The 26,385-nt window shown below is 62.7% G+C and carries 29 protein-coding genes; 13 read left to right on the top strand and 16 right to left on the bottom strand.

The window, feature by feature from the left end; all coding sequences use genetic code 11:
- Nucleotides 1-82: 82 nt before the first annotated feature.
- From SC318_RS23590 to SC318_RS23575, 4 genes are all read right to left on the bottom strand, one after another.
- Nucleotides 83-604: a DUF3299 domain-containing protein gene (locus tag SC318_RS23590; protein ID WP_320428661.1), complete on the bottom strand. Its 522-nt coding sequence runs from the start codon at nucleotides 602-604 to the stop codon at nucleotides 83-85.
- A 91-nt stretch (nucleotides 605-695) separates the two neighbouring features.
- Nucleotides 696-1,961, bottom strand: coding sequence for an ABC transporter permease (locus tag SC318_RS23585; protein WP_320428660.1), 1,266 nt, complete (start codon nucleotides 1,959-1,961; stop codon nucleotides 696-698).
- Between the two features lies 1 nt (nucleotide 1,962).
- Entirely contained in the window at nucleotides 1,963-2,673 is a 711-nt protein-coding gene (locus tag SC318_RS23580) for an ABC transporter ATP-binding protein (RefSeq protein WP_320428659.1), read from the bottom strand.
- A gap of 6 nt (nucleotides 2,674-2,679) precedes the next feature.
- Nucleotides 2,680-3,285 (bottom strand): DUF2796 domain-containing protein, encoded by a 606-nt coding sequence (locus tag SC318_RS23575; RefSeq protein WP_320428658.1) that lies wholly within the window; start codon nucleotides 3,283-3,285, stop codon nucleotides 2,680-2,682.
- A 129-nt stretch (nucleotides 3,286-3,414) separates the two neighbouring features.
- On the opposite strand from SC318_RS23575, the gene SC318_RS23570 reads away from it, so the two are divergent.
- Entirely contained in the window at nucleotides 3,415-3,759 is a 345-nt protein-coding gene (locus SC318_RS23570; RefSeq protein ID WP_320428657.1) for a hypothetical protein, read from the top strand.
- Between the two features lie 103 nt (nucleotides 3,760-3,862).
- On the opposite strand, the gene trxA is transcribed toward SC318_RS23570, so the two are convergent.
- The 3 genes from trxA to SC318_RS23555 all read right to left on the bottom strand — a co-directional run bounded on the left by trxA (nucleotide 3,863) and on the right by SC318_RS23555 (nucleotide 6,016).
- Nucleotides 3,863-4,735 carry a thioredoxin gene (trxA, locus tag SC318_RS23565; protein ID WP_124388388.1) on the bottom strand — a complete coding sequence of 291 codons (873 nt, stop codon included), beginning with the start codon at nucleotides 4,733-4,735 and terminating at the stop codon, nucleotides 3,863-3,865.
- A 169-nt stretch (nucleotides 4,736-4,904) separates the two neighbouring features.
- A complete protein-coding gene (locus tag SC318_RS23560) occupies nucleotides 4,905-5,564 on the bottom strand; it encodes a class I SAM-dependent methyltransferase (RefSeq protein ID WP_320428656.1) in 660 nt (219 codons plus the stop codon).
- Nucleotides 5,561-6,016: a YbaY family lipoprotein gene (locus SC318_RS23555; protein WP_320428655.1), complete on the bottom strand. Its 456-nt coding sequence runs from the start codon at nucleotides 6,014-6,016 to the stop codon at nucleotides 5,561-5,563. Before SC318_RS23555 ends, SC318_RS23560 begins: the two co-directional genes overlap by 4 nt.
- Before the next feature lie 140 nt (nucleotides 6,017-6,156).
- Here SC318_RS23555 and nrdR point away from each other — a divergent pair, with 140 nt between their 5' ends.
- The 11 genes from nrdR (at nucleotide 6,157) to SC318_RS23500 (ending at nucleotide 14,431) form a co-directional block, all read left to right on the top strand.
- A complete protein-coding gene (gene nrdR / locus SC318_RS23550) occupies nucleotides 6,157-6,621 on the top strand; it encodes a transcriptional regulator NrdR (RefSeq protein WP_019818855.1) in 465 nt (154 codons plus the stop codon).
- On the top strand, nucleotides 6,618-7,745 hold the full coding sequence (ribD, locus tag SC318_RS23545) for a bifunctional diaminohydroxyphosphoribosylaminopyrimidine deaminase/5-amino-6-(5-phosphoribosylamino)uracil reductase RibD (RefSeq protein WP_320428654.1): 1,128 nt from the start codon (nucleotides 6,618-6,620) through the stop codon (nucleotides 7,743-7,745). The genes nrdR and ribD overlap by 4 nt, the downstream gene beginning before the upstream one ends.
- A 47-nt stretch (nucleotides 7,746-7,792) precedes the next feature.
- Nucleotides 7,793-8,455, top strand: a complete 663-nt coding sequence (locus tag SC318_RS23540; protein ID WP_124359998.1) for a riboflavin synthase — start codon at nucleotides 7,793-7,795, stop codon at nucleotides 8,453-8,455.
- A gap of 15 nt (nucleotides 8,456-8,470) precedes the next feature.
- On the top strand, nucleotides 8,471-9,562 hold the full coding sequence (gene ribBA, locus SC318_RS23535) for a bifunctional 3,4-dihydroxy-2-butanone-4-phosphate synthase/GTP cyclohydrolase II (RefSeq protein WP_306494790.1): 1,092 nt from the start codon (nucleotides 8,471-8,473) through the stop codon (nucleotides 9,560-9,562).
- An 88-nt stretch (nucleotides 9,563-9,650) separates the two neighbouring features.
- The gene (ribE, locus tag SC318_RS23530; RefSeq protein ID WP_003176356.1) at nucleotides 9,651-10,127 is read left to right on the top strand and encodes a 6,7-dimethyl-8-ribityllumazine synthase; all 477 of its coding nucleotides are present in this window, start codon (nucleotides 9,651-9,653) and stop codon (nucleotides 10,125-10,127) included.
- Nucleotides 10,124-10,624, top strand: coding sequence for a transcription antitermination factor NusB (gene nusB / locus SC318_RS23525; protein ID WP_320428653.1), 501 nt, complete (start codon nucleotides 10,124-10,126; stop codon nucleotides 10,622-10,624). Before ribE ends, nusB begins: the two co-directional genes overlap by 4 nt.
- 18 nt (nucleotides 10,625-10,642) lie before the next feature.
- Complete coding sequence (gene thiL / locus SC318_RS23520) at nucleotides 10,643-11,608, top strand: thiamine-phosphate kinase (RefSeq protein WP_320428652.1); 966 nt, start codon at nucleotides 10,643-10,645, stop codon at nucleotides 11,606-11,608.
- 51 nt (nucleotides 11,609-11,659) lie between these two features.
- Nucleotides 11,660-12,385, top strand: coding sequence for a substrate-binding periplasmic protein (locus SC318_RS23515; protein WP_320428651.1), 726 nt, complete (start codon nucleotides 11,660-11,662; stop codon nucleotides 12,383-12,385).
- Between the two features lie 230 nt (nucleotides 12,386-12,615).
- Complete coding sequence (gene ribA, locus SC318_RS23510) at nucleotides 12,616-13,233, top strand: GTP cyclohydrolase II (RefSeq protein WP_057724861.1); 618 nt, start codon at nucleotides 12,616-12,618, stop codon at nucleotides 13,231-13,233.
- On the top strand, nucleotides 13,230-13,649 hold the full coding sequence (locus SC318_RS23505) for an MFS transporter (RefSeq protein WP_320428650.1): 420 nt from the start codon (nucleotides 13,230-13,232) through the stop codon (nucleotides 13,647-13,649). The genes ribA and SC318_RS23505 overlap by 4 nt, the downstream gene beginning before the upstream one ends.
- Nucleotides 13,646-14,431 (top strand): cobalamin-binding protein, encoded by a 786-nt coding sequence (locus SC318_RS23500; protein ID WP_320428649.1) that lies wholly within the window; start codon nucleotides 13,646-13,648, stop codon nucleotides 14,429-14,431. Before SC318_RS23505 ends, SC318_RS23500 begins: the two co-directional genes overlap by 4 nt.
- 88 nt (nucleotides 14,432-14,519) lie before the next feature.
- Here SC318_RS23500 and SC318_RS23495 read toward each other — a convergent pair whose 3' ends face one another.
- The 4 genes from SC318_RS23495 to SC318_RS23480 form a co-directional block, all read right to left on the bottom strand.
- Nucleotides 14,520-16,412 (bottom strand): TonB-dependent receptor domain-containing protein, encoded by a 1,893-nt coding sequence (locus SC318_RS23495; protein WP_320428648.1) that lies wholly within the window; start codon nucleotides 16,410-16,412, stop codon nucleotides 14,520-14,522.
- A gap of 141 nt (nucleotides 16,413-16,553) precedes the next feature.
- On the bottom strand, nucleotides 16,554-18,452 hold the full coding sequence (gene dxs, locus SC318_RS23490; RefSeq protein ID WP_320428647.1) for a 1-deoxy-D-xylulose-5-phosphate synthase: 1,899 nt from the start codon (nucleotides 18,450-18,452) through the stop codon (nucleotides 16,554-16,556).
- A gap of 110 nt (nucleotides 18,453-18,562) precedes the next feature.
- A complete protein-coding gene (gene ispA, locus SC318_RS23485; RefSeq protein ID WP_320428646.1) occupies nucleotides 18,563-19,450 on the bottom strand; it encodes a (2E,6E)-farnesyl diphosphate synthase in 888 nt (295 codons plus the stop codon).
- Nucleotides 19,447-19,689: an exodeoxyribonuclease VII small subunit gene (locus SC318_RS23480; RefSeq protein ID WP_003194556.1), complete on the bottom strand. Its 243-nt coding sequence runs from the start codon at nucleotides 19,687-19,689 to the stop codon at nucleotides 19,447-19,449. Before SC318_RS23480 ends, ispA begins: the two co-directional genes overlap by 4 nt.
- A gap of 387 nt (nucleotides 19,690-20,076) precedes the next feature.
- Here SC318_RS23480 and SC318_RS23475 point away from each other — a divergent pair, with 387 nt between their 5' ends.
- The gene (locus SC318_RS23475) at nucleotides 20,077-21,108 is read left to right on the top strand and encodes a PDDEXK nuclease domain-containing protein (RefSeq protein WP_320428645.1); all 1,032 of its coding nucleotides are present in this window, start codon (nucleotides 20,077-20,079) and stop codon (nucleotides 21,106-21,108) included.
- A gap of 61 nt (nucleotides 21,109-21,169) precedes the next feature.
- Here SC318_RS23475 and ycaC read toward each other — a convergent pair whose 3' ends face one another.
- From ycaC to SC318_RS23450, 5 genes are all read right to left on the bottom strand, one after another.
- Nucleotides 21,170-21,802, bottom strand: coding sequence for an isochorismate family cysteine hydrolase YcaC (ycaC, locus tag SC318_RS23470; RefSeq protein ID WP_320428644.1), 633 nt, complete (start codon nucleotides 21,800-21,802; stop codon nucleotides 21,170-21,172).
- 104 nt (nucleotides 21,803-21,906) lie between these two features.
- Entirely contained in the window at nucleotides 21,907-22,293 is a 387-nt protein-coding gene (locus SC318_RS23465) for a Zn-ribbon domain-containing OB-fold protein (RefSeq protein ID WP_320428643.1), read from the bottom strand.
- Nucleotide 22,294: 1 nt separating this feature from the next.
- Nucleotides 22,295-23,473, bottom strand: a complete 1,179-nt coding sequence (locus SC318_RS23460; RefSeq protein ID WP_320428642.1) for a thiolase family protein — start codon at nucleotides 23,471-23,473, stop codon at nucleotides 22,295-22,297.
- Entirely contained in the window at nucleotides 23,470-25,467 is a 1,998-nt protein-coding gene (locus tag SC318_RS23455) for an acetoacetate--CoA ligase (RefSeq protein ID WP_320428641.1), read from the bottom strand. Before SC318_RS23455 ends, SC318_RS23460 begins: the two co-directional genes overlap by 4 nt.
- A 119-nt stretch (nucleotides 25,468-25,586) precedes the next feature.
- Nucleotides 25,587-26,360, bottom strand: a complete 774-nt coding sequence (locus SC318_RS23450; protein ID WP_320428640.1) for a TetR/AcrR family transcriptional regulator C-terminal domain-containing protein — start codon at nucleotides 26,358-26,360, stop codon at nucleotides 25,587-25,589.
- Nucleotides 26,361-26,385 lie beyond the last annotated feature (25 nt).

The raw sequence follows: 26,385 nt of genomic DNA, 5'->3' as shown, positions 1-26,385 counted from the left end.
AAGACATGTGTTGACTGAAACACTGCCATCGGGGGCAAGCCCCCTCCCACATTTCGATCTGCGGTGTGTTTGCAGGTAGGGGTTATTCCTGCAGTTCGTACATGTAGATTTTCTCGGCGTCCATCTGGTAGCCGGCGTCGGCCAACTCACTGGACGACGGCTTGACCTGCATTGCGCCTTCGATCCAGTACGGCTGGTACAGCTCATCGAGTTTCACGCCGACTTCGCTTTTCACATGCACGATCTGGTTCGACGGCGGCGGTGGCACATGGATGCACGCGCCGAAATACGGCACCAGCAGGAACTCGGTGGTGCGGCCTTCCTCGCTCACCTCCAGCGGCACGATGTAGCCCGGCAGGCGAATATGCTGGCCGTCGAGACTCTGCACCACCGGCGCGTTGGGCAAGTCCTGCTTGGCGGCGGGCGCGGCCTCGACGGACAAGGCATCGGCCATGCTCGACAGGTCATGCAGCGGTTTCATATTGGGCACTTCCGGTGGCGCATCCGGTGGAATCATTTCCTGCCACGACAAATCCTTGGGCTGCTCCTCGGCCCAGGCGGGCAGGGCCATAAGCAATAGCAGGGCAAACAGGGCACGACGCATGAAGACTCCTCAGTGGGTAGCGCCAAGCTGCAAGCTTCAAGGACAACCCGATTCGCTTGCAGCCTGGGGCTAAAAACTTGCAGCGGCGGTTCTACAGCCTGATCGACAGGCCATCGGCCAACGACTGGCGATAGGCACGCCACGCGGGCACGCTGCCCATCAACAGAGCCGCCGCCAGGATACCGGCGAGCAACGCCCATTCATATTCACTCGGCCATGCCAAGGGCAGGTCCAGCCCGTAGTTGGCCTGCAGATAGCCGCGCGATGCGGCGATGCACACGTACAGCAAACCCAAGCCGGCCACCACGCCGGCCAGGGCCAGGGCGAAGGCTTCGAAGATCAGCAGCGTTGCGATGTGCCATGGCCGTGCGCCCACCGAGCGCAGGATCGCCATTTCGCGGCGGCGTTCGTTGAGGCTGGTGAGGATCGCCGTCAGCATGCCGATCAAACCGGTCAGCACCACGAACAACGAGATCACGAACAAGGCTTTTTCGGCGGTGCCCATCATGCTCCACAGCTCTTGCAGCGCCACCCCGGGCAGAATCGCCAGCATCGGCTCGCCACGGAACTCGTTGATTTCCCGTTGCAGGGCAAAGGTGGAAATCTTGTTGTTCAAACCGAGCATGAACGCAGTGATGGCTTGGGGCGTCAGGTCCATGTTGCGCGCCTGGTCGGCGCTGATACGGCCCTTGCCCTGGGCGGGTACGCCGTTGTGCCAGTCAATGTGAATCGCCTCCATGCCGCCGAGGCTGATGTGCAGCGTGCGGTCCACCGGCGTGCCGGTGCGCTTGAGGATACCGACCACGGTGAAGGGCTTGTCATCGTGCTTGACCAGGCTGACCACCGCCACGCCGTGGGCCAGCACCAGTTTGTCGCCGAGCTTGTAGTGCAGGGCGTCGGCGACTTCGGCGCCGAGCACCACCTCGAACGGGTCGGTGGCAAAGGCGCGACCGCTGGCCAGTTCGAGGTTCTGTTTGCGACCGTACTGGTAATGCTCAAAGTAGGACTCATTGGTGCCCATCACCCGGTAACCGCGATGGGAATCGCCGAGGGAAATCGGAATCGCCCACTTCACCTGGGGGCTGGCGGCGAAGTGCTCGTAGCTGTCCCAGCGGATATTGTTGGTGGCGTTGCCGATGCGGAACACCGAGTACAGCAGCAGGTTCACCGAGCCCGAGCGGGCACCGACGATCAAGTCCGTGCCGCTGATGGTGCTGGCGAAGCTGTTGCGCGCTTCCACGCGCACGCGCTCCACCGCGAGCAACAAGCAGACGGAAAGCGCGATGGCAAAAGCGGTGAGGATCGCGGTAAAGCGGCGGTTAGCCAGGCTGGCCATGGCTAGACGGAACAGATACATCTCAAACCTCTGCAGGCGTGGCGGCGCGATTGAGTTCGGCCAGCGACAGGTTGCGGTCGAACAGCGGTGCCAGGCTTTGGTCGTGGCTGACAAACAACAGGCTGGCCCCGGCCTCGCGGCATTCGGCGAACAGCAGTTGAATGAACGCCTCGCGCGCGTCGTAGTCGAGGGCCGAGGTGGGCTCGTCGGCGATCACCAGTTCCGGTTGGCCGATCAGCGCACGGGCGGCGGCCACCCGTTGTTGCTGGCCGATGGACAGCGAGTCGGCGCGGCGTTCAAGCAGGCTCGGGTCTTTCAGGCCCAGGTGGGCCAGCAACGTGGCCGCGGCCTGGTTGACGCTGCCGTGGCGCTGAATCGCGCGCTGCGCCCGCAGTTTGGAGAAGTGACACGGCAGCTCGACGTTCTCGCGCACCGACAAGAACGGCAGCAGGTTGAACTGCTGGAAGATGTAGCCCGTGTGGTCCACACGAAAACGGTCACGGGCGCCGGCCGACAGCTCGGTCAGCTCCTGGCCGAGCAGGCGGATACTGCCCCGGCTGGGTGTCTGCACGCCGCCGAGCAAGCCGAGCAGGGTGGTTTTGCCACTGCCGCTGGGGCCCTTGAGGAACAGGGTTTCCCCCGGCTCCAGGCGGAACGCGGGGATGTCCAGCAACTGCGGGTGACCGGGCCAGTTGAAGCTCAGGTCGGACAGTTGGATCAATGCGTGGGTCATGTGAACTCAGAACTTCAGGGTGGCTGCAGTGGCCGTCGCGTCAATACCTTGCTGGCCGCTCGGGCCGATCAGTTGTACCTGAATTTTCTGGGTGGCGGGGAAGGTCTTGAAAACTTGGGTCAGGTCCAGGTTGCTCAGCGCCGTGGGGGTGGCGCAGGTAAGTTCGTAGTGGGCGTGGATTTCGCTGTGGTCGTGATGGTGTTCGTGGGCGGCGGCGCCTTTGCCATCGGTGGCGTGGTCATCGTCGTCGTCATCATGATCGGCTTGCGGTTTGTCGCCGAACAGCGGGCTGTTGAGTTCCTGGGAGCTGACGACGCAACCGGCGGCCTTGGGCAGGCTGAACAGCGCCAGCGGATCTTCCAGCTGTTTGCGCGCGGCGGCGACCTTGGCCTTGTCGGCGGCACTGGTCGCCGCGTGTTCAAAACCCACCAGGTTCATGGCCGGGCTGTCCAGCTCAAGCTCCAGGGACTGGCCGTCGAGCACCGCATTCAGGCGACCGACGCCGTGTTCGTGAGCGCCGAGGCTGCCGTGCTCATGCTCGTGGTCTTCATGGGCATGAGCGACAGCCAGTGGCAGCAGGGCAAACGGCAAAGCGAGCAGCAGACGGCGCATGGCGGGACTCCAGATGAAAGTTTTGTTATGTGATCTTATAACAATAAGTCCGAGAGTTTGACCGTCCGCTTGGCGTTGCGCAAGCTGCATGGGAGCATGCCCGTCAGAAAAAATGCTGGAGGAAGGACGATGTTGCGAATTCGTGGAACCGTCGGCGACCTGCCGGTGGATTTGACCCTGGAGCTGGACGACAGCGATTGGGCACGGCTGGGCGCGCAATTGCAGGCTGCGCCGGCACAGAGTGCGCCAAGCGCGGCACCGGCCAAGCCGAACGAGGATCACTGGCAGAGCGCCCAGGCGCTGTTGCGCGATGCCGGGCAGCTCAGCGGCCTGGAATTACTGGATCGACTGGAAGGTTTGGCCGGCGATGCGGCGGCGGGCAAGCGCCTGCTGGTGCGCCTGCGCCATAGCGCAAAGGTGAAGGTGACCAGCGGCGCGGATACGCCGCTGTACACGTGGATTGAGCCAGTGTAGGAGCGAGCTTGCTCGCGACAAACTCGTAGACGCCGCGTTCATCCAGGCTGCCCGCGTTAGCGTTGACGTTTTTCGCGAGCAAGCTCGCTCCTACAAGGTGAGGCTAGTACAACGCGGCAAACAATTTGCGGCGGTACACGGTGACCAGCGGGTGGTCATTGCCGAGCAGTTCGAACACCTGCAGCAAGGTCTTGTGCGGCAGGCCCTCGCTGTAGCTGCGGTTGCGCATGAACAGCTTGAGCAGGCCTTCCAGCGCAGCCTCGTATTGCTGGCGCGCCAATTGTTGAATGCTCAACTGATAAGCCGCTTCGTCGTCCTGGGGGTTCTGCGCCAGGCGGCTTTTCAGGTCGGCGGCGTCCGGCAGGTCGGCAGCCTGGCGCAAAAAGGTGATTTGCGCCTTGGCGCCGGCGAGGGCGGCCTTGTGCTCGTCGCTCTTGACCGCATCCAGCACGGCCTGGGCTTCACCCAGTTCACCGCGTTCGGCCAGGCAACGTGCATACAGGATCAGCGCGGCGGCGTTGGTGTTGTCTTCGCCCAACAGCGCAACCAGCACCGCTTCGGCATCGCTGATACGGCCCTCGGCAAACAGCGCCTGTGCCTGCTCCAGCGGGTCCGCCGCAGCCGGTGGCGGCATCGGCACATGGGGCTCAAGCATCGCCCGCACCGCCGACTCAGGCTGCGCCCCGGCAAACCCATCCACCGGCTGACCGTCCTTGAACAGCACAACCGTCGGCAGGCTTTGAATACCAAAACGCGCCACGATGTCCTGCTCGGCCTCGCAATCGACCTTGGCCAGCAGCAACTCGCCGCGATAACTCTCGGCAATCTGCGCCAGCATCGGCATCAACGCCTTGCACGGCGCGCACCACTCGGCCCAGAAATCCACCAGCACAGGTCGTTCAAAAGAGTTCTGAATCACCGCCTGGTCGAAGTTGGCGGTAGTGACATCGAAGATGTACGGCGTGGGCTCACTCATGAGGCGTCTCGAATAAAGCGGGAATGGGGGCAACTATAAGGGCTGGCGCGGTTGGCCGAAAGCGAGCGCGATCAAATGTAGGAGCGAGCTCGCTCGCGAAAAACGTCCAGGCAACGCGTTCATTCTGAATAAACGCGGGGGCCTGAGTGCTTCGTGAGCACGCTCACGCCTATAAAAGTCTTCGCGAATGGTACAGGCTCACCTTGCGAAACTCCCAAGGCTCGGCCAGGTCCGGCAGGGTCAGGGCCTCCAGCACCTCCAGGCGCTGATAGTCGGGGTGCTGGAAGTCGCGCACCCGCGAATCCGCCACCAGCGCTTCGCGGCCACGGGTCAGGAATTGATCCAGCAGCGGCAGGTTGGCGCGGTCGTAGAGCACGTCGGCCACCAGGATCAGGTCGAAACGATCGGCTTCGGCAAAAAAGTCCGCTGAATAATTCAGTTCCACGCCGTTGAGTTCGGCATTCGCCCGGCAAGAAGCCAGCGCCAGCGGGTCCAGGTCGCAGGCCACGACCTCCAGTGCCCCGGCCTTGACCGCCGCGATCCCGGCCACGCCGGAGCCGGCGCCGAAATCCAGCACGCGCTTGCCCGCTACCCACTTAGGGTTCGCCGCCAGATAGCGCGCCAGTGCCAGCCCGCTGGCCCAGCAGAAGCTCCAGTACGGCGGCTCGTGCAGGATGCGGCGGGTTTCTTCCTGGCTGAAGGCGCGGTCCATGTTGTCGGCGTCGAGCAGCCACAACGCCAGCTCAGTGCCCGGCAGGAGGCTGGGCACCAGCTGTGCGTCGCCGATCAACTCGCTCAGGGCACGTTGCAGGTGCAGCGGTGGCGTCATGGCGCCTTGACGAGCTGCAGGGGGCCGGTGGTCTGGGTGATCGCCTGGGTGATGCGCACGGCGGGCAGGTGCAGGATCAACTGGCCGGACTGGCTGGCGCGACCACGCAATTCAACCCGTGCACCGGCCGGGAACGCTTCGGGGTTGAAGCGCAGACGAAAGGCCAGGGGCTTGCCGTTGCCGGTCAACACGCTGCTGGCGAGCAATTGCTGTGGGCGCGAGCGGTCGTCGATCACCAGCAACGCCATCTCGACTTCGGCGCCGGCCGGCACGTTGGTCAGGTTGCCGCTGATTTCTCGCTGGTAGGCGGGCAGGGGACCCAAGTCTTCTATGCCTGGGACTTTTTTCTCTTGTGCAGGGGTTGGCTGAGGCGCGGCAGGCTTGGGGGCTTCGCTGCTGCAGGCGACCAGAACACTGAACAGGGTGATGAGAACAAGTGGTCGTAACTGCATGTACGGCTCCAGAAAGGACAAAATCCGTGGCTTAAAAAATATGAAACATAATAACCAGCCTATATACCGTAAAGGCTATGGCTTGTCTTGCGACGGGGATGCGCTACCATGGCCCTCCCATTTTTTGTTGCCTGCCAACCATGCACTGTCCCTTCTGCGGTGCCAACGACACCAAGGTCATCGACTCGCGTCTGGTCGCCGAGGGCGACCAAGTGCGTCGCCGGCGCGAATGCCTGGCCTGCGGTGAGCGTTTCACCACCTTCGAAACCGCCGAACTGGTGTTGCCGCGTCTGATCAAATCCGACGGCAGTCGCCAGCCTTTCGACGAAGAAAAACTGCGCGCCGGTATGCAACGCGCCCTGGAAAAACGCCCGGTGAGTGTCGAGCGGCTGGAAGCGGCGCTGGTGCACATCAAGCACAAGCTGCGCGCGACCGGCGAGCGCGAGGTCAAGAGCCTGGTAGTGGGCGAACTGGTGATGGGCGAGCTGCAAAAGCTCGATGAAGTCGCCTATATCCGTTTCGCCTCGGTGTATCGACGCTTCCAGGACCTCAATGAGTTCCGCGAAGAGATCGACCGCCTGGCGCGTGAGCCTTCCAAACAATGACTGCTGAACAGGCTGTGCTCGACGCCCATTACATGGCCCGCGCCCTCGAACTGGCGCGCAAGGGCCTGTACACCACCCATCCCAACCCACGGGTAGGCTGCGTGATCGTGCGCGATGGGCAGATTGTCGGCGAAGGCTGGCATGAGCGCACCGGCGAGCCCCATGCAGAACCCAACGCCTTGCGCGCCGCCGGCGACAAGGCCCGTGGCGCGACGGTGTACGTGACCCTCGAACCCTGCAGCCACCACGGCCGCACGCCGCCCTGCGCCGATGCGCTGGTGAGTGCGGGTGTGGCGCGCGTAGTGGCCGGCATGCAGGACCCCAACCCGGAAGTGGCGGGGCGCGGCATGCAGCGTTTGGCCCAGGCCGGGATCGAGATTCGCAGCGGCGTGCTGGAGCCCGAAGCGCGTGCGCTCAACCCCGGCTTTCTCAAGCGCATGGAACACGGTCTGCCGTTTGTGCGGGTCAAGCTGGCGATGAGCCTGGACGGGCGCACCGCCATGGCCAGCGGCGAAAGCCAATGGATCACCGGCCCCGCCGCGCGCGCCGCGGTCCAGCGCCTGCGTGCCGAAGCCAGCGTGGTGCTGACCGGCGCTGACACCGTGCTGGCCGACGGTGCCCGCCTGACCGTGCGCGCCGCCGAGTTGGGCCTGGATGCACAAACCACCGCCCTGGTCATGTCGCGCCCGCCGCTGCGCGTATTGATCGACGGCCGCCTGCGCGTGCCGCTCAATGCGCCGTTTTTCAAGGCGGGCCCGGCGCTGGTCATCACCTGCGTGACCCCGGAAAACCAGTTTCCGCGTGGCCCTGAGTGCCTGGTGGTGCCGGGCGTGGAGGGCCAGGTCGACCTGCGTTCAGCGCTGGTGGCCCTGGCCGCCCGTGGCGTCAACGACGTGCTGGTGGAGGCGGGCCCAAGCCTGGCGGGCGCATTTGCCCAGCAGGGCCTGGTGGATGAGTACGTGATTTTTGTCGCCGGCAAGTTCCTCGGCTCCGCTGCCCGGCCATTGCTGGACTGGCCGCTTGAGAAGCTCGCCGACGCCCCCCAACTCAAGATCACCGACATGCGCGCTGTTGGCGACGACTGGCGAATCACCGCCGTCCCGCTTCCGGCAGCGAGCGTATAATTTACGGCCTGCGCGTAAGCGTCAGCCCCCGTTTTCAGGAGAACGAAATGTTCACCGGCATTATCGAGTCCATCGGCAGCATCCGTGCAATGACCCCCAAAGGCGGCGACATCCGCCTGCTGGTTGAAACCGGCAAGCTCGACCTGGGCGACGTCAAGCTGGGCGACAGCATCGCCGTCAGCGGTGTGTGCCTGACCGTCGTGGAGCTGCCGGGCAATGGCTTCGCCGCCGATGTCAGCCGCGAGACCCTGGACTGCACCGCGATGAGCGATCTTGCGGCCGGCAGCCCGGTCAACCTGGAAAAGGCCCTGACGCCGACCACGCGCCTGGGTGGTCACCTGGTCAGCGGCCATGTCGATGGCGTCGGTGAAGTCGTGGCCCGCAGCGAAAACGCGCGCGCCGTGGAATTCCGTATCCGTGCCCCCAAGGAGCTGGCCAAGTACATCGCCCACAAAGGCTCGATCACCGTCGACGGCACCAGCCTGACCGTGAACGCCGTCAATGGCGCCGAATTCGAACTGACCATCATTCCCCACACCCTCAGCGAAACCATCATGGCCTCCTACCAGCCGGGGCGCCGGGTGAACCTGGAAGTGGACTTGCTTGCCCGTTACCTGGAACGCCTGTTGCTGGGCGAAAAGGCCGCAGAGCCTGCATCGGGTAACATCACCGAAAGTTTTCTGGCCGCTAACGGCTACCTGAAATCCTGACCAAGGGGGTGCCGCGTGGCGCTCAATAGCATCGAAGAACTGGTTGAAGACATCCGCCAAGGCAAGATGGTCATCCTGATGGATGACGAAGACCGCGAGAACGAAGGCGATATCATCATGGCCGCCGAGGCCTGCAAGCCTGAGCACATCAACTTCATGGCCAAGCACGCCCGTGGGTTGATCTGCATGCCCATGAGCCGCGAACGCTGTGAATTGCTCAAGCTGCCATTGATGGCGCCGCGCAATGGTTCGGGTTTTGGCACCAAGTTCACCGTATCGATTGAAGCCACCACGGGCGTGACCACCGGCATCTCCGCCGCTGACCGCGCCCGCACCGTGCAGGCCGCGGCAGCGAAAGACGCCAAGGCCGAAGACATCGTCAGCCCCGGTCACATCTTCCCGCTGATGGCCCAGCCGGGCGGCACCCTGGCGCGCGCCGGCCATACCGAAGCGGCCTGTGACCTGGCGCGCATGGCCGGTTTCGAGCCCAGCGGTGTGATCTGCGAAGTGATGAACGACGACGGCACCATGGCCCGTCGCAGCGAACTCGAAGCGTTTGCCGCCGAACACAACCTCAAGATCGGCACCATTGCCGACCTGATCCACTACCGCATGATCCACGAACGTACCGTTCAGCGGATTGCCGAGCAGCCGCTGGACAGCGAACTGGGCCAATTCAATTTGGTGACCTACCGTGATTCAGTGGAAGGCGACGTGCACATGGCCCTGACCCTGGGCAACATCTGCGCCGAAGAGCCGACCCTGGTGCGCGTGCACAACATGGACCCGCTGCGCGACTTGCTGATGGTCAAGCAGCCCGGCCGCTGGAGCCTGCGGGCCGCCATGGCCGCGGTTTCCGAGGCAGGCAGTGGCGTGGTGCTGTTGCTCGGTCACCCGCTGGATGGCGATGTCCTGCTGGCGCATATCCGCGAAACCGCCGACCACACGCCGGTGAAAAAGCCGACCACCTACAGCATCGTCGGTGCCGGCTCGCAGATCCTGCGCGACCTCGGTGTGCGCAAAATGCGCCTGATGAGCGCACCGATGAAATTTAATGCGATATCCGGTTTCGATCTGGAAGTTGTAGAATACGTGCCCTCCGAATAAAGGCTGGCGATTTTTGCCCCTTGTTCGCGGTTAAATCATCACTGAGGGACGCACTTTTCGCGTCCCGGCTCTTTAAGAGATTTGTCGAATGACCCTGAAGACCATCGAAGGTACCTTCATCGCCCCCAAAGGCCGCTATGCCCTGGTGGTTGGCCGCTTCAACAGCTTCGTGGTTGAGAGCCTGGTAAGCGGTGCCGTTGACGCCCTGGTTCGCCACGGTGTGAGCGAGAGCGACATCACCATCATCCGTGCCCCTGGCGCCTTCGAAATCCCACTGGTTGCGCAAAAAGTTGCCCAGCAGGGTGAATACGCGGCGATCATCGCCCTGGGCGCGGTCATTCGTGGCGGTACCCCGCACTTCGAATACGTGGCTGGCGAATGCACCAAGGGCCTGGCCCAGGTGTCCATGGAGTTCGGCGTGCCGGTTGCATTCGGCGTGCTGACTGTGGATTCCATCGAGCAAGCCATCGAACGTTCCGGCACCAAGGCCGGTAACAAAGGCGCTGAAGCTGCCCTGTCCGCCCTGGAAATGGTCAGCCTGCTGTCGCAGTTGGAGGCCAAGTGATTTCCGACGAGAGCGATCGTTTCAACCCACGCGACGAGCGCCCGGCCGATGCCGGCAAGCCTTCGAAAAGCGAAAAGCGCCGTGCGGCCCGCCAACTGGCGACCCAGGCGCTGTACCAGCGTCACATGGCCGGTACGTCGCTGAACGAAATCGAAGCGCAATTTCGCGTCGATAACGATTTCACCTTTGCCGACCAGAGCTACTTCCACGACATCCTGCACGGTGTTCCGGCCAGCCTGACCGAGATCGACACCGCGCTGGCGCCATGCCTGGACCTGACCCTCGAAGAGCTCGACCCGGTTGAACTGGCCGTTCTGCGCCTGTCCACCTGGGAACTGCTCAAGCGCGTCGACGTGCCGTACCGCGTGGTGATCAACGAAGGTATCGAACTGGCGAAGGTCTACGGTTCGACCGACGGCCACAAGTTCGTCAACGGCGTGCTCGACAAGCTGGCCCCGCGCCTGCGTGAAGCCGAAGTGAAGGAACACAAGCGCTAATCCGCGCTTGAGTCCTCGATGGGCGAGTTCGAGCTGATCCGTAATTACTTCGCCGCCGCGCCCTGTGCGCAAGGCGGCGAGGGCATTGCCCTGGGGATCGGCGACGACTGCGCCTTGCTTGCGCTCCCCACCGGGGAGCAACTGGCAGTTTCCACCGATACCCTGGTGGCCGGCGTGCACTTCGCCGACCCGTGTGACCCGTTCCTGCTCGGCCAGCGCTCGCTGGCTGTGGCGGTGAGCGACCTGGCCGCCATGGGCGCCCATCCCCTCGCGTTTACCCTTGCCCTGACCACGCCGACCGTCGATGCCGATTGGTTGCAACGCTATGCCCAAGGTTTGAACGCCATGGCGCAACGCTGCGGCGTGGCCTTGGTGGGCGGCGACACCACGCGCGGGCCGCTGAGCCTGACCATGACCGTGTTCGGTCGCGTGCCGGCCGGGCTTGCCTTGACGCGCAGCGGTGCGCGGCCAGGGGACCTGCTGTGTGTCGGTGGGGAGTTGGGCAATGCCGCCGGTGCCCTGCCGCTGGTAATGGGCCAGCGCAGCGCGCAAGCCGCCATCGCCGAACCGCTGCTCGCCCACTATTGGTCGCCGCAACCGCAACTGGCGTTGGGCCTGGCCCTGCGCGGCAAGGCGACCTCGGCCATGGATATCTCCGACGGGCTATTGGCCGATTGCGGGCATATCGCCAGGGCATCGGCTGTCAGCCTGCTGATCGAACGTGACACCTTGCCGTTGTCTGCGGCGTTGCTGGCGTTTGTCGGCGGTGAGCAGGCCCGTGTGGCCGCGCTGAGTGGCGGCGACGACTATGTGCTGGTATTCACGTTACCGCAGGCCGAACTGGCAGCGTTGCAGGCCAATGGCTGGCCGATCCACGTGATTGGTCGGGTGCAAGCGGGGCAAGGCGTCACACTGCTCGACGCCGATGGTCAGGATGTCACCCCGGCCGTGCACGGCTATCAGCATTTTCGCGAGGCGCCTTAGCCGGCATCCTGCGCTACCCTTTATATGTTATTGCCCGTAGGAACCACCACCATGAGTGTGCGTTGCTGGCTGCTGATCATGCTGTGCGCCGTTTCCTCCGTGCTTCAAGCGGACGAAGTGCCGGTGCCCGGCAAGGTCCTGCTGGCCAGTGAGGAATGGAGCGATTACACCAACAGTGATGGCAGCGGCCTGGCCTGGGACGTGCTGCGCCAGGTGTTCGAACCGGCAGGCGTCACCCTGCAAATCCGCATTGCGCCCTATACCCGCTCGGTCGGCCTGGCTCAGCGTGGCGAGGTGGATGGCTGGGTCGGTTCCTACCGCGACGAAGCTGAGCAGGTGCTGTACCCGCGCTGGCACTTTGATTCCGATCCTATCTATGCCCTCGGGCTGGCAACCATGCCGGTGCCGAGCCTGGCGACGCTCGGCGATTACCGCCTGGCCTGGGTGCGTGGCTATAAATACGAGAAATACCTGCCGAACGTGCGCCGGTTCAACCAGGTCCAGCGTCGCAGCGGTATTTTGTCGATGCTGCAATACGGTCATGCAGACTTCTACATCGAGGCCCTTACCGAAGCCAGGTATGTACTCAGCCAGGCGCAGGACCCGTCCCGGTTCAGGCTCACCCACATCGCTGAACTGCCGCTCTATATAGGCTTTGCCGATAACGAGCGTGGGCGGGCATTGATGAAGGTCTACGATGAGCGAATGACCGCCCTCGTTAAAAACGGCGAACTGAAGCCGATTTTCGAACGCTGGAAACAACCGTATCCGTTCTAGTTTCACTGTAGGAGCGAGCTTGCTCGCGAAAATGGTCAACGTTAATGCAGATAGCCCGAATGAACGCGGTGTTCTTGCATTTTTTCGCGAGCAAGCTCGCTCCTACATAGAACCAGGCCGAAGGCCAATCGAACCGATTGATCTTTATCAGTGATAATTCAGCTTAAGCGTGTGTAGGAACAGGCTGTTACAATGCCTGCCTCTGTGAAATCTGAAATCAGGAGCACACGGTGCCCGTCGTTTTCGTCGCCGCTTCCAAGCTGCCTACCCCCTTCGCTACATTCACCATGCATGGCTTTCTCGAAGAAGCCACCGGGCGCGAGCACGTTGTGCTCAGCCTGGGCGACATCGCTGATGGTGCGCCGGTGTTGGGCCGCGTGCATTCCGAATGCCTGACCGGCGACGCGCTGTTCAGTCAGCGCTGTGACTGCGGCTCGCAACTGGAAGCCGCGTTGCAGGCCATCGCCCGTGAAGGCCGTGGCGTGCTGCTGTACTTGCGTCAGGAAGGCCGTGGCATTGGCCTGCTGAACAAGATCCGCGCCTATGAGTTGCAAGATGGCGGCGCCGACACCGTGGAAGCCAACGAGCGCCTGGGCTTCGCCGCCGACCAGCGCGACTACGCGATCTGCCTGCCGATGCTGGAGCACCTGGGCGTGAAATCCCTGCGCCTGATGACCAACAACCCGCGCAAGGTCAAAGCCTTGACCGAAATGGGCATCACCGTGGCCGAGCGCGTACCGCTGCACACCGGGCATAACCCGCACAACAAGCTGTACCTGGCCACCAAGGCGAGCAAGCTCGACCACATGATGGGCAACGAGCATCAGGGCGAGGTCGACCGCGCGTGACCCGCGGCCAGGTGAAACGGCGACTGTCCTTCAACTGGTGGCAGTACCTGGCCCTGGCATTGCTGCCGTTGTTCGTGATCAACCTGGTATTTGGCCGCGCCGAATCCCTGCTTCCCGTGCTGGCCATGCCGTTCTTTATCGCCGGCGTGGCCTCGATGTTTCTCAGCCTGCGTTATTTTCATGCCTATAAACACGCGCTGATCGCCACTTCCAAAGCCCTAGACACCCCCGAAGAACCCGCCGCCTGGATCGCCCTTGCGGCGCGCCGGCGCACGGCCTTGCTGGTGGCAGCGTTACCGGCCTGGATCGGCGCGCTGGCGGTGTTCGTCGGGCTGGAAGCGGTGCCGCTGTTCCTGCTGGCGCTGTCGACGCTGGTGCTGTTTTACCTCTATCGCATTCCGCGCCAGTTGGGATGAAGCGCTACTGGCTGGCGCTGCTGCTGGTGTTCAGCGCTCAGGTTCTGGCGGTTGAACGCGTGGTGAGCCTGGCGCCATCGCTTTCTGAAATCGTGGCGGAACTGGGTGCCACCGACTTATTGGTCGGCGTGCTCGATGGCGGCGAGCGTCCGGCGGCGCTGGCGGATGTGCCATCGGTCGGGCGCTACGGCCAGTTGGACATCGAACGCCTGCTCAGCCTCAAGCCCGATCTGATCCTGCTCTGGCCCGGCAGCGTCGGCGCGGCTCAGCGCGAACAGCTGCTGCGCCTGAACATCCCGGTGTACGTCGCCGAACCCCATAGTCTTGATCAACTGACCCGTCAGGTCCAAGCCATTGCCGAGCAATTGGGGCGTGGAGAGGCCGGCCGAGCCTTGGCCGAAAAACTACGCCAACGCCTCGCCCAACTGCGCCATCGCTATCAGCGCGCCGAGCCGGTGCGGGTGTTTTACCAGGTATGGAACCCGCCGCTGTACACCGTGGGCGGTGGGCAGATCATCAGTGATGCGTTGAAGGTATGCGGGGCGCGCAATGTGTTCGACGACCTCACGCTGCCGGCGCCGCAGGTCAATATCGAATCAGTGTTGCAGCGTGATCCGGAGCTGATCCTGGTGGGTGATCAGGCTCAGCTGGAGGCGTGGAAGGTTTGGCCTGGCATGGCGGGGCGGGTGCGCGTGGTGCCGGACAAGGGGCTGGAACGGCCCAGTGGGCAGATGCTGGAAGCGTTGACGCGGTTGTGTCAGGTGGTTGCGCCGAGCCTTTGAGGCCGCCATCGGGGGCAAGCCCCCTCCCACAGTTTGAATGTATTCACAAATAAATAGGTGGGAGTGGGCTTGCCCGCGAAGAGGCGCCTTACATCTTCGGCGTCCACGTCACCCCGAACATCCACACTCGACCCTCTTCCCGGTAGTCCTGATTGTTCAGAAACGCCGGATCGTCATAGCTGTAGCGCGCCCGTGAGTAGGCCTTGTCCAACAGGTTGTCGACCTTCAACGACAGCAGCACCGCAGGGTTCAGCGCCCAACTGCTGCGCAGGCCCAGCAATGCATAACCGCCCAGGCGATTAAGGTTGGCCTCATCATCGTAGCTGCTGCTGATCGCCTGCCAGCTGGCGCCCACGCCGAGCTTATCGAACTGCCGGTCCAGATCCAGATTCAGCGTACGCCGTGCGCGACGCGCCAGGGTATGGCCGTTGTCGCGATCACGCGGGTCGATCAGCGACACGCCCAGGTTGCCCTGCCAGCCAAACAGGTCCTGCTTGAGCGCCGCTTCAAAGCCGTTGATGCGTGCCGAGGCCACGTTCTGCGGTTTGCCGCCGTCGAGGATGATCGCATCGCTCAGGTCGGTGCGGTACAGCGAGGCTTCCACGCGGGTGCTGCCGGTGAGTTGGCTGCGCCATTGCAGCTCGTAGCTCTTTGACGTCTCGGGCTGCAGGTTGGGGTTGCTGTACTGCGTATCGGGGTAGTAGAGGTCGTTGAAGGTGGGCGCACGGAAGCCTTCGCTGTAGCTGAGCAACACCTCATTGTCAGGATTGATCGGCAGCGTCAGCGTGCCACTCCAGCTGTTCTGGCCGCCGAACTGCTGGTTCTGGTCGCGGCGCAGGCCCAGTTCGGTGGAAAACCCCTCCCCCTGGAAGCGGTGTTGCACAAAGGCGGCGCGGTTCCAGCGGCTGTCTTCGGTAAAGGTGGTAGAGCCGTGGAAGCGGTCTTCGTACCAGTCGCCGCCGACGATCAGGCTGTTGCGCTCATTGAGCGTCAGGTCGTTCTGCCAGTTGACCGAGTCGCGGTAAGTGTTGAACACGCTGAACTCATCGCTGAGGGTGTCGCGCTTGGTGTCGCGGTTTTCGCTGTGGCCCAGTTCCAGGCGTGACTGCCAGCTTTCGCTGAGCTTGGCGTCCACATAACCGCTGGCACTGCTGACGGTATAGTCGGTGTAGGGTTTCTGGCCGACGCTTTGTCCGGTAGCCAAGTCGAAGCGCCCGAAGCTGTTGTCGTACTCCGACTTGCCGCGGTTATCCAGCAGGTTGAAGCCCACTTCCAGGTCATCGCTGAACGAATGGCTGAGGTTCAGGCTCAGGGACCGGTTGCGGTAGGCATCGTGGTCGCCGTCGCTGGGAAACGACTGATGCGTCGAGTTGATGCCGGCGGTTTCATCCAGGCTTGCGCCCAGGTTGAAGCGCGTCTGTTCATCGCCCCCCGACAGGCCGAGGCTGCGCTCCCAGGTCTGGTTGCTGCCAACGCCCAGCTTCAAGCGCGGTTGCAGGCCTTGCTCGGCGTTGCGCCGGGTGAACACCTGGATCACCCCGCCAATCGCATCGCTGCCGTAGATCACCGAACGTGAACCGCGCAGCACTTCCATGCGCTCGATCTGATCAACGTTCAGGTACTGCAGGCCGCTGTCGCCGGACGTGGTGTTGGCAATGCGCTGGCCATCCACCAGCACCAGGCTTTGCGCGGATTTGGTGCCGCGAATGTAGATGCCCGGTAAACTGCCACGGCCACCGGTGGGCGCGACTTGCACGCCGGGCACACGGCTGAGCAGGTCGGTCAGGCTGGAAGGTTGCAGGCGGTCGATATCGGCGCGGGTGAACACGGTGTTGGCGGCGCTGCTGTCGTTGCGCGCCTGCACCTGGCGGTTGGCGCTGATGACCACGTCGGAGAGTTTCAGGGCCTGGTCGCGGGTGTCGGCGAGCAGGTCGGAGGCTGGCAGAAGCAGCAAGGGCAGGGCGAGACGAAGATGTTTCATGGGTTACCCATGGTATTTGAAGATGACACCAATCAAATGTGGGAGGGGGCTTGCCCCCGATGGCGCGCTGTCAGTCAGCATCGTAGGTGACTGAAGCGCCGCTATCGGGGGCAAGCCCCCTCCCACATTTAGAGCGGGTTGCTACAGGCCGAGCAGCGCCATGCGCTGGCGCACCGAGGCTTCGATGCCGCTTTCATCCAGCCCGCATTCGGCGAGCATCTGCGCCGGCTTGGCGTGTTCGACGTACACATCCGGCAAGCCCAGGTGCAGCACCGACTTGAGGATATTCTCCCGTGCCAGGAACTCGCTGACCGCCGCACCGGCGCCGCCCATGATGGCGTTTTCTTCGACCGTCACCAGCAGCTCATGGCTGGCAGCAATCTCGCGCACCAAGGCTTCATCCAGTGGTTTGACGAAGCGCATGTCGACCACGGTGGCGTCGATCTTCTCGGCTACCTTGAGCGCTTCGGCCAGTTGCACGCCGAACACCAGGAAGGCCGTCTTGCTGCCTTGGCGCCGCACAATGCCCTTGCCGATCTCGATAGGCTCCAGGTCTTTCTCGATGACCGCATTCGGGCCGGTACCACGCGGATAGCGCACCGCCGCCGGGCCGTTGTACAAGTGGCCGGTGCTGAGCATCTTGCGCAGTTCGTTCTCGTCGCTGGGCGTCATCACCAGCATGCCGGGGATGCAGCGCAGGTAGGACAGGTCGAAACTGCCGGCGTGGGTCGGGCCGTCTTCGCCCACCAGGCCGGCGCGGTCGATGGCGAACAGAACGTCAAGGTTCTGCACCGCCACGTCATGCACCAACTGGTCATAACCGCGTTGCAAAAAGGTCGAATAAATCGCGACCACCGGCTTGGCGCCTTCGCAGGCCATGCCGGCGGCGAAAGTCACTGCGTGCTGTTCGGCAATCGCTACATCGAAGTAACGCAGCGGGAAACGCTCGCTGAAGGCCACCAGGTCGGAGCCTTCCTTCATTGCAGGAGTCACCCCCACCAGGCGCGGGTCGGCGGCGGCCATGTCGCACAGCCATTCGCCAAACACCCCGGAATACTTCGGCCCGCTGGGCTTTTTCGGCGCGGCGGCTGGAGCGTCCAGTGGTTCCAGCTTGGTGATCGCGTGGTAGCCGATGGGGTCGACTTCCGCCGGCGCGAAGCCTTTGCCCTTTTTGGTGACGATATGCAGGAACTGCGGGCCTTTGAGGTCACGCATATTGCGCAGCGTGGCGATCAGGGTCGGCAGGTCATGGCCGTCGATGGGGCCGATATAGTTCCAGCCCAGCTCTTCGAACAGCGTGCCGGGTACCAGCATGCCCTTGGCATATTCTTCGGTACGACGGGCGATTTCCCACGCGCCGGGCAGACGCGACAGCACTTTCTTGCTGCCTTCGCGCATGCTGGCGTAGGTGCGGCTGGAGAGGATCTTCGCCAGGTAGTTGGACAGGCCGCCGACGTTTCGCGAAATCGACATGTCGTTGTCGTTGAGGATCACCAACATGTTGGCGTCCACTTCCGGCGCATGGTTCAAGGCTTCGAAGGCCATGCCCGCGGTCAGCGCGCCATCGCCGATCACCGCAATCGCCTTGCGATCACTGTTTTGCAGGCGGGCGGCAATCGCCATGCCCAGCGCTGCGCTGATCGAGGTGCTGGAGTGGCCGACGCCAAAGGTGTCGTACTCGCTTTCGGAGCGACGCGGGAAGGCGGCGATGCCGTCCTTCTGGCGCAGGCTGGCCATGCGTTCGCGACGGCCAGTGAGGATTTTATGCGGATACGCCTGATGGCCCACGTCCCACACCAGCCGGTCGTCCGGGGTGTCGAATACGTAGTGCAGGGCGATGGTCAGCTCGATCACGCCCAGCCCGGCACCGAAATGCCCACCGGTCTGGCCGACCGTGTAGAGCAATTCCAGGCGCAGTTCATCGGCCAGGGTTTCCAGCTCGGCTTCACCCAGTCGACGCAGGCCGTCCGGCGTGGCAGCACGGTCGAGCAGGGGCGTGGACGGGCGCTTGCGGGGAATCTCTTGGAACGTCGTGGGCATCAGGCGAATCGTTATAGGTATAGAAGAGGCGGCAGTTTACCTCAAGCATCGCAAACTGCCCACGCAGGGGGGCGAACTTGGTCGATATGCGGCGCTGATCGCCGCAGGCATCAGTGCCGACGTTCGACGATATACCGCGCCAGGTCACGCAACGGCTCGGCCGCCGCGTCGAAAGGTCGCAGGGCGTCCAGGGCCTGATCGCGCAGCTCCAGGGCATACGCCTTGGCAGCTTCCAGCCCGAGCAGCGCAGGATAGGTCGGTTTGTCCCGGGCGATATCGGCGCCCTGGCGTTTGCCGAGGGTCGCGGTGTCACTTTCCACGTCTAGAATGTCGTCCTGCACCTGAAACGCCAGGCCGATAGCCTGCGAATAAGTCTGCAGCGCCGCCAATTGCGCGGCCTCGGCCCGACCGCTGGCCAGGGCGCCGAGGTGCACGGCGGCCTCGATCAGCGCGCCGGTCTTGTGGCGATGCATGTGCTCCAGAGCTTTCTGGTCCAGCTTGAGGCTGACCGAACCCATGTCGATCGCCTGGCCGCCGACCATGCCGGCCGGGCCTGCCGCCAGCGCCAGGGCGGTGACCATACGCAGGCGGATCTCGGCATTCACGCGGCTCAAGCGCGGGTCCAGCAACGCGCTGAACGCCAGGCTCTGCAGGCCGTCACCGGCCAGGATCGCATAGGCTTCGTCAAAGGCTTTATGGGTGGTCGGCTGGCCGCGACGCAGGTCGTCGTCGTCCATTGCCGGCAGATCATCGTGTACCAGGGAATAGGCGTGGATCAGTTCCACCGCACAGGCCGCGCCATTTGCTTCTTCAGCGGGCGCACCCAGCGCTTCACACGCCGCATACGCCAGCAACGGGCGCACGCGCTTGCCGCCATTCATCACGCTGTAGCGCATGGCGTCGTAAAGGCGGCTCATTTGCGGGCCTGGCGCAACAAACAAAGGCTCCAGCGCCGCGTTCACCCGGGCTTGGCTACTGGCCTGATACGCATCGATCATTCGGGTTGTTCCGCATCGAAAGGTTCTTCAGCCAACTCCCCGTCGCGTTCAAGCAATACCTGCACTTTCTGCTCAGCCTGCGCCAACGCGCTCTGGCAGTCGCGAGTCAGGCCAATGCCTTGCTCAAACGCCGTCAGCGAGTCTTCCAGCGACAACTCGCCGTTCTCCAGACGCTCGACCAGGGCTTGCAGGTCGGCGAGGGATTGTTCGAAATCGAGTGCAACTTTTTTGCGGGCCATGGCGGCAATTCCGGTAGACGGTAAACCGGCGCGACACTAGCAGACATGGGGAATCGGGGCAAATGGGTGGGGGCGTCATTCGCCGTTGGCATTGGCCTGGTAACGCGCGCTGCGGCCATCTCGGTCGCGCCAGTGAGCATGCGTGACTGGGTCGCTGCCAGATCACTGCGGATGATTCATGGGCGAATGTAGCTGTGTGAGCCGAATGAAACGTTTATTCGGCTCATTGTATGAGCCGATTATGCGCATTGACGCTCCGGAATGGTCTCGGCAAGTGCCAGCAGGACCGTTCTGTAAGGCATGCGGGACACTTCTTTGAGTATTCAAGAGCGCTTGTGACGGCCCGGCTGCCTGACTAGCCTGCTGAAAACACAGGAGTGGGTAGATATGAACGAGGCCTCTATCGGTTTAAACGCGCCGCCTGATGGCTACACCGATTGGCTGACATGCCTCAAGAGCCGTATCCATAGCGCACAGCAGCGAGCATCAATAGCAGTCAATCGTGAATTAGTGCTGCTCTACTGGCAGATTGGACGCGAAATTTTGGCCCGTCAGAGCGATCAAGGCTGGGGTAGCAAAGTGATTGACCGCCTTGCGCAGGATCTGCGGGCAGCGTTTCCCGACATCAAGGGCTTTTCGCCACGTAATCTCAAGTACATGCGTGCTTTTGCCGAGGCATGGCCAGATTCGGAATTTGTGCAACAGGCTGCTGCACAATTGCCGTGGGGGCACAACGTGGTGTTGCTCGATAAGCTTCCCTGCCCGGAAACACGTCGTTGGTACATCACCCAAGCAGTTAAACACAACTGGTCACGTAACACGCTGGTACTGCACATCGAAAACTGCTTGCTTGAGCGCAGTGGCAAGGCAGTCAGCAACTTCGAAAGCCATCTGCCCAAGGCCCAATCCGATCTGGCACGAGAATCTCTCAAGGACCCTTATCGCTTTGACTTCCTAAGCCTGGGCTTGGACGCGAAAGAGCGTGATATCGAAAATGCCTTGATCAAGCATGTCACTGAATTCCTACTAGAGTTGGGCGCAGGCTTTGCCTATGTTGGCCGGCAAGTACTGCTGAATGTTGGCGGTGATGAGTTTTTCGTCGACCTGTTGTTTTACCACTTGAAATTGCGCTGCTACGTGGTGATTGAACTCAAGGCGGGTAAATTCAAGCCCGAGCATCTAGGCAAGTTGAGCTTCTATCTCGCGGCTGTAGATGCCGAACTGAAGCACCCACAGGATGGTCCGACCATTGGCCTCTTGTTGTGTAAGGGTAAAAATGAGGTGGTGGCTGAATATGCGTTACGCGATAACAACCGGCCTATCGGTGTGGCGGAATATCAGTGGGTGGAGTCTTTGTCGGCAGAGCTGCAGTCCAGCTTGCCCAGCATTGAACAGATAGAGAGAGAACTGGCGGGGTAGAACCGGCTCAAGCGCCGTAAGCCTGCTTTTGAGGGCAGGCTTATCATCAAACCGGGCTTAATTACTTCTGCTGCGCCGTCTGCGCCGCATACCCATTCATCAGGTTGCGATAGTTGGGAATGCGCTGCGACAACAAATTCCCCAGGCCTTCGATATCGTTGCGCCAGTCGCGGTGCAGCTCGCACGCCACCGAGAACCAGTTCATCAGCTGCGCACCCGCCTGGGTCATTCGGCTCCAGGCCGCTTGTTGCACGGTGGTGTTGAACGTGCCCGATGCATCGGTCACCACAAACACTTCAAACCCTTCCGCCAGCGCCGACAAGGTCGGGAACGCCACGCACACATCGGTTACCACGCCGGCAATGATGATTTGCTTGCGGCCGGTGGCCTTGATCGCCTTGACGAAGTCTTCGTTATCCCAGGCATTGATCTGGCCAGGTCGGGCGATATACGGCGCGTCCGGGAACATCTCCTTCAACTCCGGCACCAGCGGGCCGTTGGGGCCTTGTTCGAAGCTGGTGGTGAGGATGGTCGGCAGGTTGAAGAACTTGGCCAGGTCCGCCAGGGCCAGCACGTTGTTCTTGAACTCGTTGGGCGAGAAGTCCTGCACCAGGGAAATCAGGCCAGTCTGGTGGTCGACCAGCAGAACGATGGCGTCGTCTTTGTTCAAGCGGCTGTAGGTTGGCGTGCTCATGGTTGAATCCTTTTTTGTTTAAGTGGGTTAGGCGTTGCGTTCAACATGGGCACAGATTAATGGGTGGGCTTGAGGTGATAAATCGGCTGTCGCATGTCTTACCGTCAACCGCAATGAGACAATTCAAACACCGGCACTTTTTGCCCGTTGGGTGTCGAGGCGAAGGTCACCTTCAGTCGCTGGCCGATACGCAAACGGTGCGGGTCATCGCACCGGATGGCGGACAACATCGTCGGCCCTTCGTCGAGCGTGACGTAGGCAATGCAATACGCCTCATCGGCTTGCCCGCTGTAGCTGAAGCTGTACAGGCTGGCGTTGCCGCTGGCGACGATCCAGTCAGTGGCCGCGCTGCCGGTAAACGGGCTGTGGTCGCGGGGATAGAAGAACGCCTTGCCGGTGTCGAGGCAGCGGCGCAGCAGCAATTGCCCGCGATTGGCCGCCTCCCAGAACGGCGCGCTTTCGGGCGTGATGTGCGGTGAGGTCAGGTGCATATCAGCGTCGCTCCAGAATCAGTGTGGCGCTGCCGTGTCGCGAGCCCAGCAAGCCACCGGTGCCATGGGCCAGGGCCAGTGCGCAGTCGGGCCGTTGCACCGCCGGGTGCGCCTCGCCACGTAACTGACGCACCGCCTCGATCAACCTGACCATGCCGCCGCGATGGCCTGGGTGGTTGTTGCACAATCCGCCGCCGTCGGTGTTGACGGCCAACCTGCCCACCCCGCTGATCAGTTGGCCATCGGCGACGAACGCACCGCCTCGGCCGGGTGCGCAGAAACCGAGGTTTTCCAGCTGGATCAGTACGGTGATGGTGAAGCTGTCGTACAACGAGGCGTAGCGGATATCCGCAGGCGTAAGCCCGGCCTCGGCGAATGCATTGGCGCCTGACTTCACCGCGCCCGAAGCCAGCAGGTCGAAATAGCCGCCGTTCAGATGGCTGATGGAATAACCCGCTCCAATCGGTGTGATCAGTGGGCGCTCGAGCGCCCGTGCGATGGACGGATGAACCAGCACCAGCGCGCCACCGCCGTCGCTGATCACGCAACAGTCCAAGCGTCGCAACGGCGCGGCAATCAGCGGCGAATTCAGCACATCGTCCACCGTCACTGGCGTGCGCAGCATCGCCTGCCGGTTGTGCTGGGCATGGTGTGACGCTGCCACCTTGATCCACGCCAGTTGCTCGGCGGTAGTGCCGTGTTCGTACTGATGGCGCATGGCGCACATCGCATACAGGTTGGTCACGGCGGCGCCGTAGGGTGTTTCGAACGGCGCTTCGCAGGCGGTCTGGGGGTGGCTGCGATGGCTGGCATCCGGTCGCTGGCGCTCTGCGCGGGGGCGCCCGGCCTGGGTGATCAGGGCCACGGTGCAGCGCCCGTCAGCAATGGCGCGGGTCGCCTGGGCGACATGATGAAGGTAGGACGAACCCCAGCTCTCTGTGGTCTCCAGGTAGCGAGGCTGGATGCCCAGATACTCGACCATCGAAAAAGGTCCTACACCCGGCGCCTCCCACCCGGGTACGTCGCCGGCGCAGAAGTAACCGTCCACATCACTGAGGTTCAGCCCTGCGTCGGCCAGGGCGCCACGGGCGACGTCCGCGTGCAGTTGCGCCAGGGAACGGTCAACGGCGTGACGCGTGGGGTGTTCGTAGGCGCCGACGATAAACGCCTGGCCTTTCATGACTGAGACCGTTGGCTGGCGTATTCGACAAAAAACGCGAGTGCCTGTGGGTTGCGCATGGCGCTGGGATTGGCGACCGTTTTTGGGTCGTGCCCCATCAGGATTCGGCGTACCGGCACTTCCATCTTTTTACCGGTAAGTGTCAGAGGAATCAGCGGTACGGCGAGGATCTGGTCCGGTACATGCCGGGGTGTGCAGGCCGACCGCAGGCAGTCGCGCACGCGCTCGCGCAAGGCTTCGTCCAGTACCGCGCCCTGACGCAGTTGCACAAACAGCGGCATGAAGAAACCGCCCTCGGGCAAGTCCAGGTTCACGATCAGCGCGTCTTCGATTTGCGCCAGTGGCTCCAGGGCGCGGTAGATTTCCGCCGTACCGATCCGAACCCCAAAGCGGTTCAAGGTCGCATCCGAGCGCCCCAGCACCTGGCAGCCTCCGCGGGCATTGAGCAGGAAGAAATCCCCGTGGCGCCACACCCCGGGCCAGGCTTGGAAATAGCTTTCCCGGTAGCGCTCGCCTTCCGGATCATTCCAGAAACACACCGGCATCGACGGCATGGGCGAAATCACCACCAACTCGCCGACCTGATCCACCACCGAGCGGCCATGCTCGTCAAACGCATGGGCATCCACCCCCAGGGCGCGGGCCTGGATCTCACCGGCATACACTGGCAGCGTCGGCACGCCACTCACCAGCCCGGTGCAGATATCCGTCCCGCCGCTGCCCGTGGTCACCCACACATCGGTGCCGAGGTTGCGATAGAACCAGGCGTTGCACCCTGGCGAAACCGGCGAGCCCACCGGCATCACGGTGCGCAGCGCGCTCAGGTCGAAGCGCTCGCAGGGCACTACCTCGTGACGCTTCATCAGTTCGATATAGGTGGGGCTGGTACCGAAGAAACTGGCGCAGCTGTCCTCAAGAATGTGCCACAGCGTGTCGATGTCTGGCCAGGTGGGATGACCGTCGTACAGCACCGGCCGCACCCCACAGAGCAAGGTGCTGAACAGGGTGTTCCACATCATCCAGCCAGTGGTGGTGTGGATGAACGCCGCTTCACCGGGGTGCAGGTCCAGATGCAAGTGCAGGGTCTTCAACTGTTCCAGCAGTATGCCGCCATGGCTGTGCACGATGGCTTTGGGCAGCCCGGTGGTACCGGACGAAAACAGCACCCACAGCGGATGATCGAAGGGCACTTGTTCACACTGGAAATCGGCTGCGGACACCGCAGGACGCCGGTGCAACGCTTGCCAGTCGATGGCATTGGCCAGCGTCAGCGGTTCATCGGGAAACAGCGTCGACAGCACGATCACGTGCTCGACGCTGTCCATCTCGCGGGCGATACAGCGTACCTGTTCGCGTCGATCGAACGCCTTGCCGCCATAGCGATAACCGTCTACCGCCAGCAGCACCTTGGGCGACAATTGCCGCACCCTGTCCAACACGCCCTGCGCGCCGAAATCCGGTGAGCAACTGGCCCATACCGCACCGATAGCCGCACAAGCGCACAGCGCGATCATCGCCTCGGGGATGTTCGGCAGGTAGGCCACCACCCGATCACCCGGCACGATGCCCAGCTCGCGTAAGCAGGTCGCCAGCGTGCGTACCCGGCCTGCGAATTCGGCCCAGGGCAAGCCTTGCATGCCGGTGGTTTCATTCAGGTAGAGCAACGCGTCGCCGTCGTGTTCATTGCGCAAAATGTGTTCGGCAAAATTCAACTGCGCGCCTGGAAACCACTGCGCCCCCGGCATTGCGCGGGCGCCCAGCACCGCCCGGTGCGAGCTGCTGGCCTGCACCTGAAAATGGTCCCAGATCGATTGCCAGAACGCCTGCGGCTTATCGACCGACCACTGCCATAGCCCGTGGTAATCGGCGAATCTGAGCGCGCGTTCGTGGCGCAGCCAATTCAGATAATGCGTGAGGTGGGCGCGTTGAAGACGCTCAGGGCAGGGCTGCCAGAGCAGTTCGCCCTGGGCCACACAATGGAATGCAGTTGCCACGATAAAAAACCTCTGACGTTTTTGTTATTGGGGTCATGGGGTGCTCTTGCGTGGCGGACTGTAGCGGCAAATTGTACGTCGTACAATTGTGGGCGTTTCCGGTTTTGCTGTGCGAATTTTCAGCGGCGGGCGGCCAGGGTTTCCAGGCCGCAGAGAATGGTGTCGACGTAAAACGCGAAGCTCTCATCCAGCGCCGCGTCCACCCCGTTTTGCCAGCGCAGACTGAAGCCGCGATTGCTCAATTGGTCCATATTCTGCGCGAGGGTGGGGTGCTGCTGCGGGTCGACGGTGCGCAGGCTTTCCTGCACCTGGTGTTGCCATGCCTCGGTATTCTCCGGCAACGGCGCGTACTCCAGCGTCGTGAAGCCGGCGAGGGCGGCGATAAACGTATTGTAGGCCCCGGACAAAGCAGGGCCGCTGAAGCCGGCCTGCTGCAAGGCCGCCAACACGCCTTCGACTAACTTAAAGTCAGTGCTGGAGTTGGACACCAGTTGCGAACCCAACAACGGCGCGATGTTCGGATGCAGGCGCACGGCATCATGGCAATTGACCATCGCCGCACGCAGGTAGTCCTGCCAGCGCTGCGCAGGCTCTGGCGCGACATGCTCCAACACCTTGGCCAGCACTTCGCTCAGCAACAACTCGCGTGACGAGACGTACCAGTAGATGGCCGTGGGGTACACGCCCAGGCGGCTTGCCAGGTTGCGCAGGCTGCATTTGTCCAGGCCGTCGCGGTCGATCAACGCCAGTGCGGCGGCAATGATGGCGTCTTTGTTCAACGGGCTTTGTGTGTCTGCGCCAGCGGCCTTTTTACGCCTGCCCCTTGGGTTTGCGGTCTTGCTGGTCATGGCGGTGGGTTCCGGTTGAGCGACGGCGAAAGGATAGCGGTTCACCGATTCGCTGTCGCTCCTGCGCAGC

Origin of the sequence: Pseudomonas sp. MUP55, assembly GCF_034043515.1 — a bacterium.
Lineage (GTDB): Bacteria > Pseudomonadota > Gammaproteobacteria > Pseudomonadales > Pseudomonadaceae > Aquipseudomonas.
This window is presented reverse-complemented; position numbering and strand designations above follow the sequence as displayed.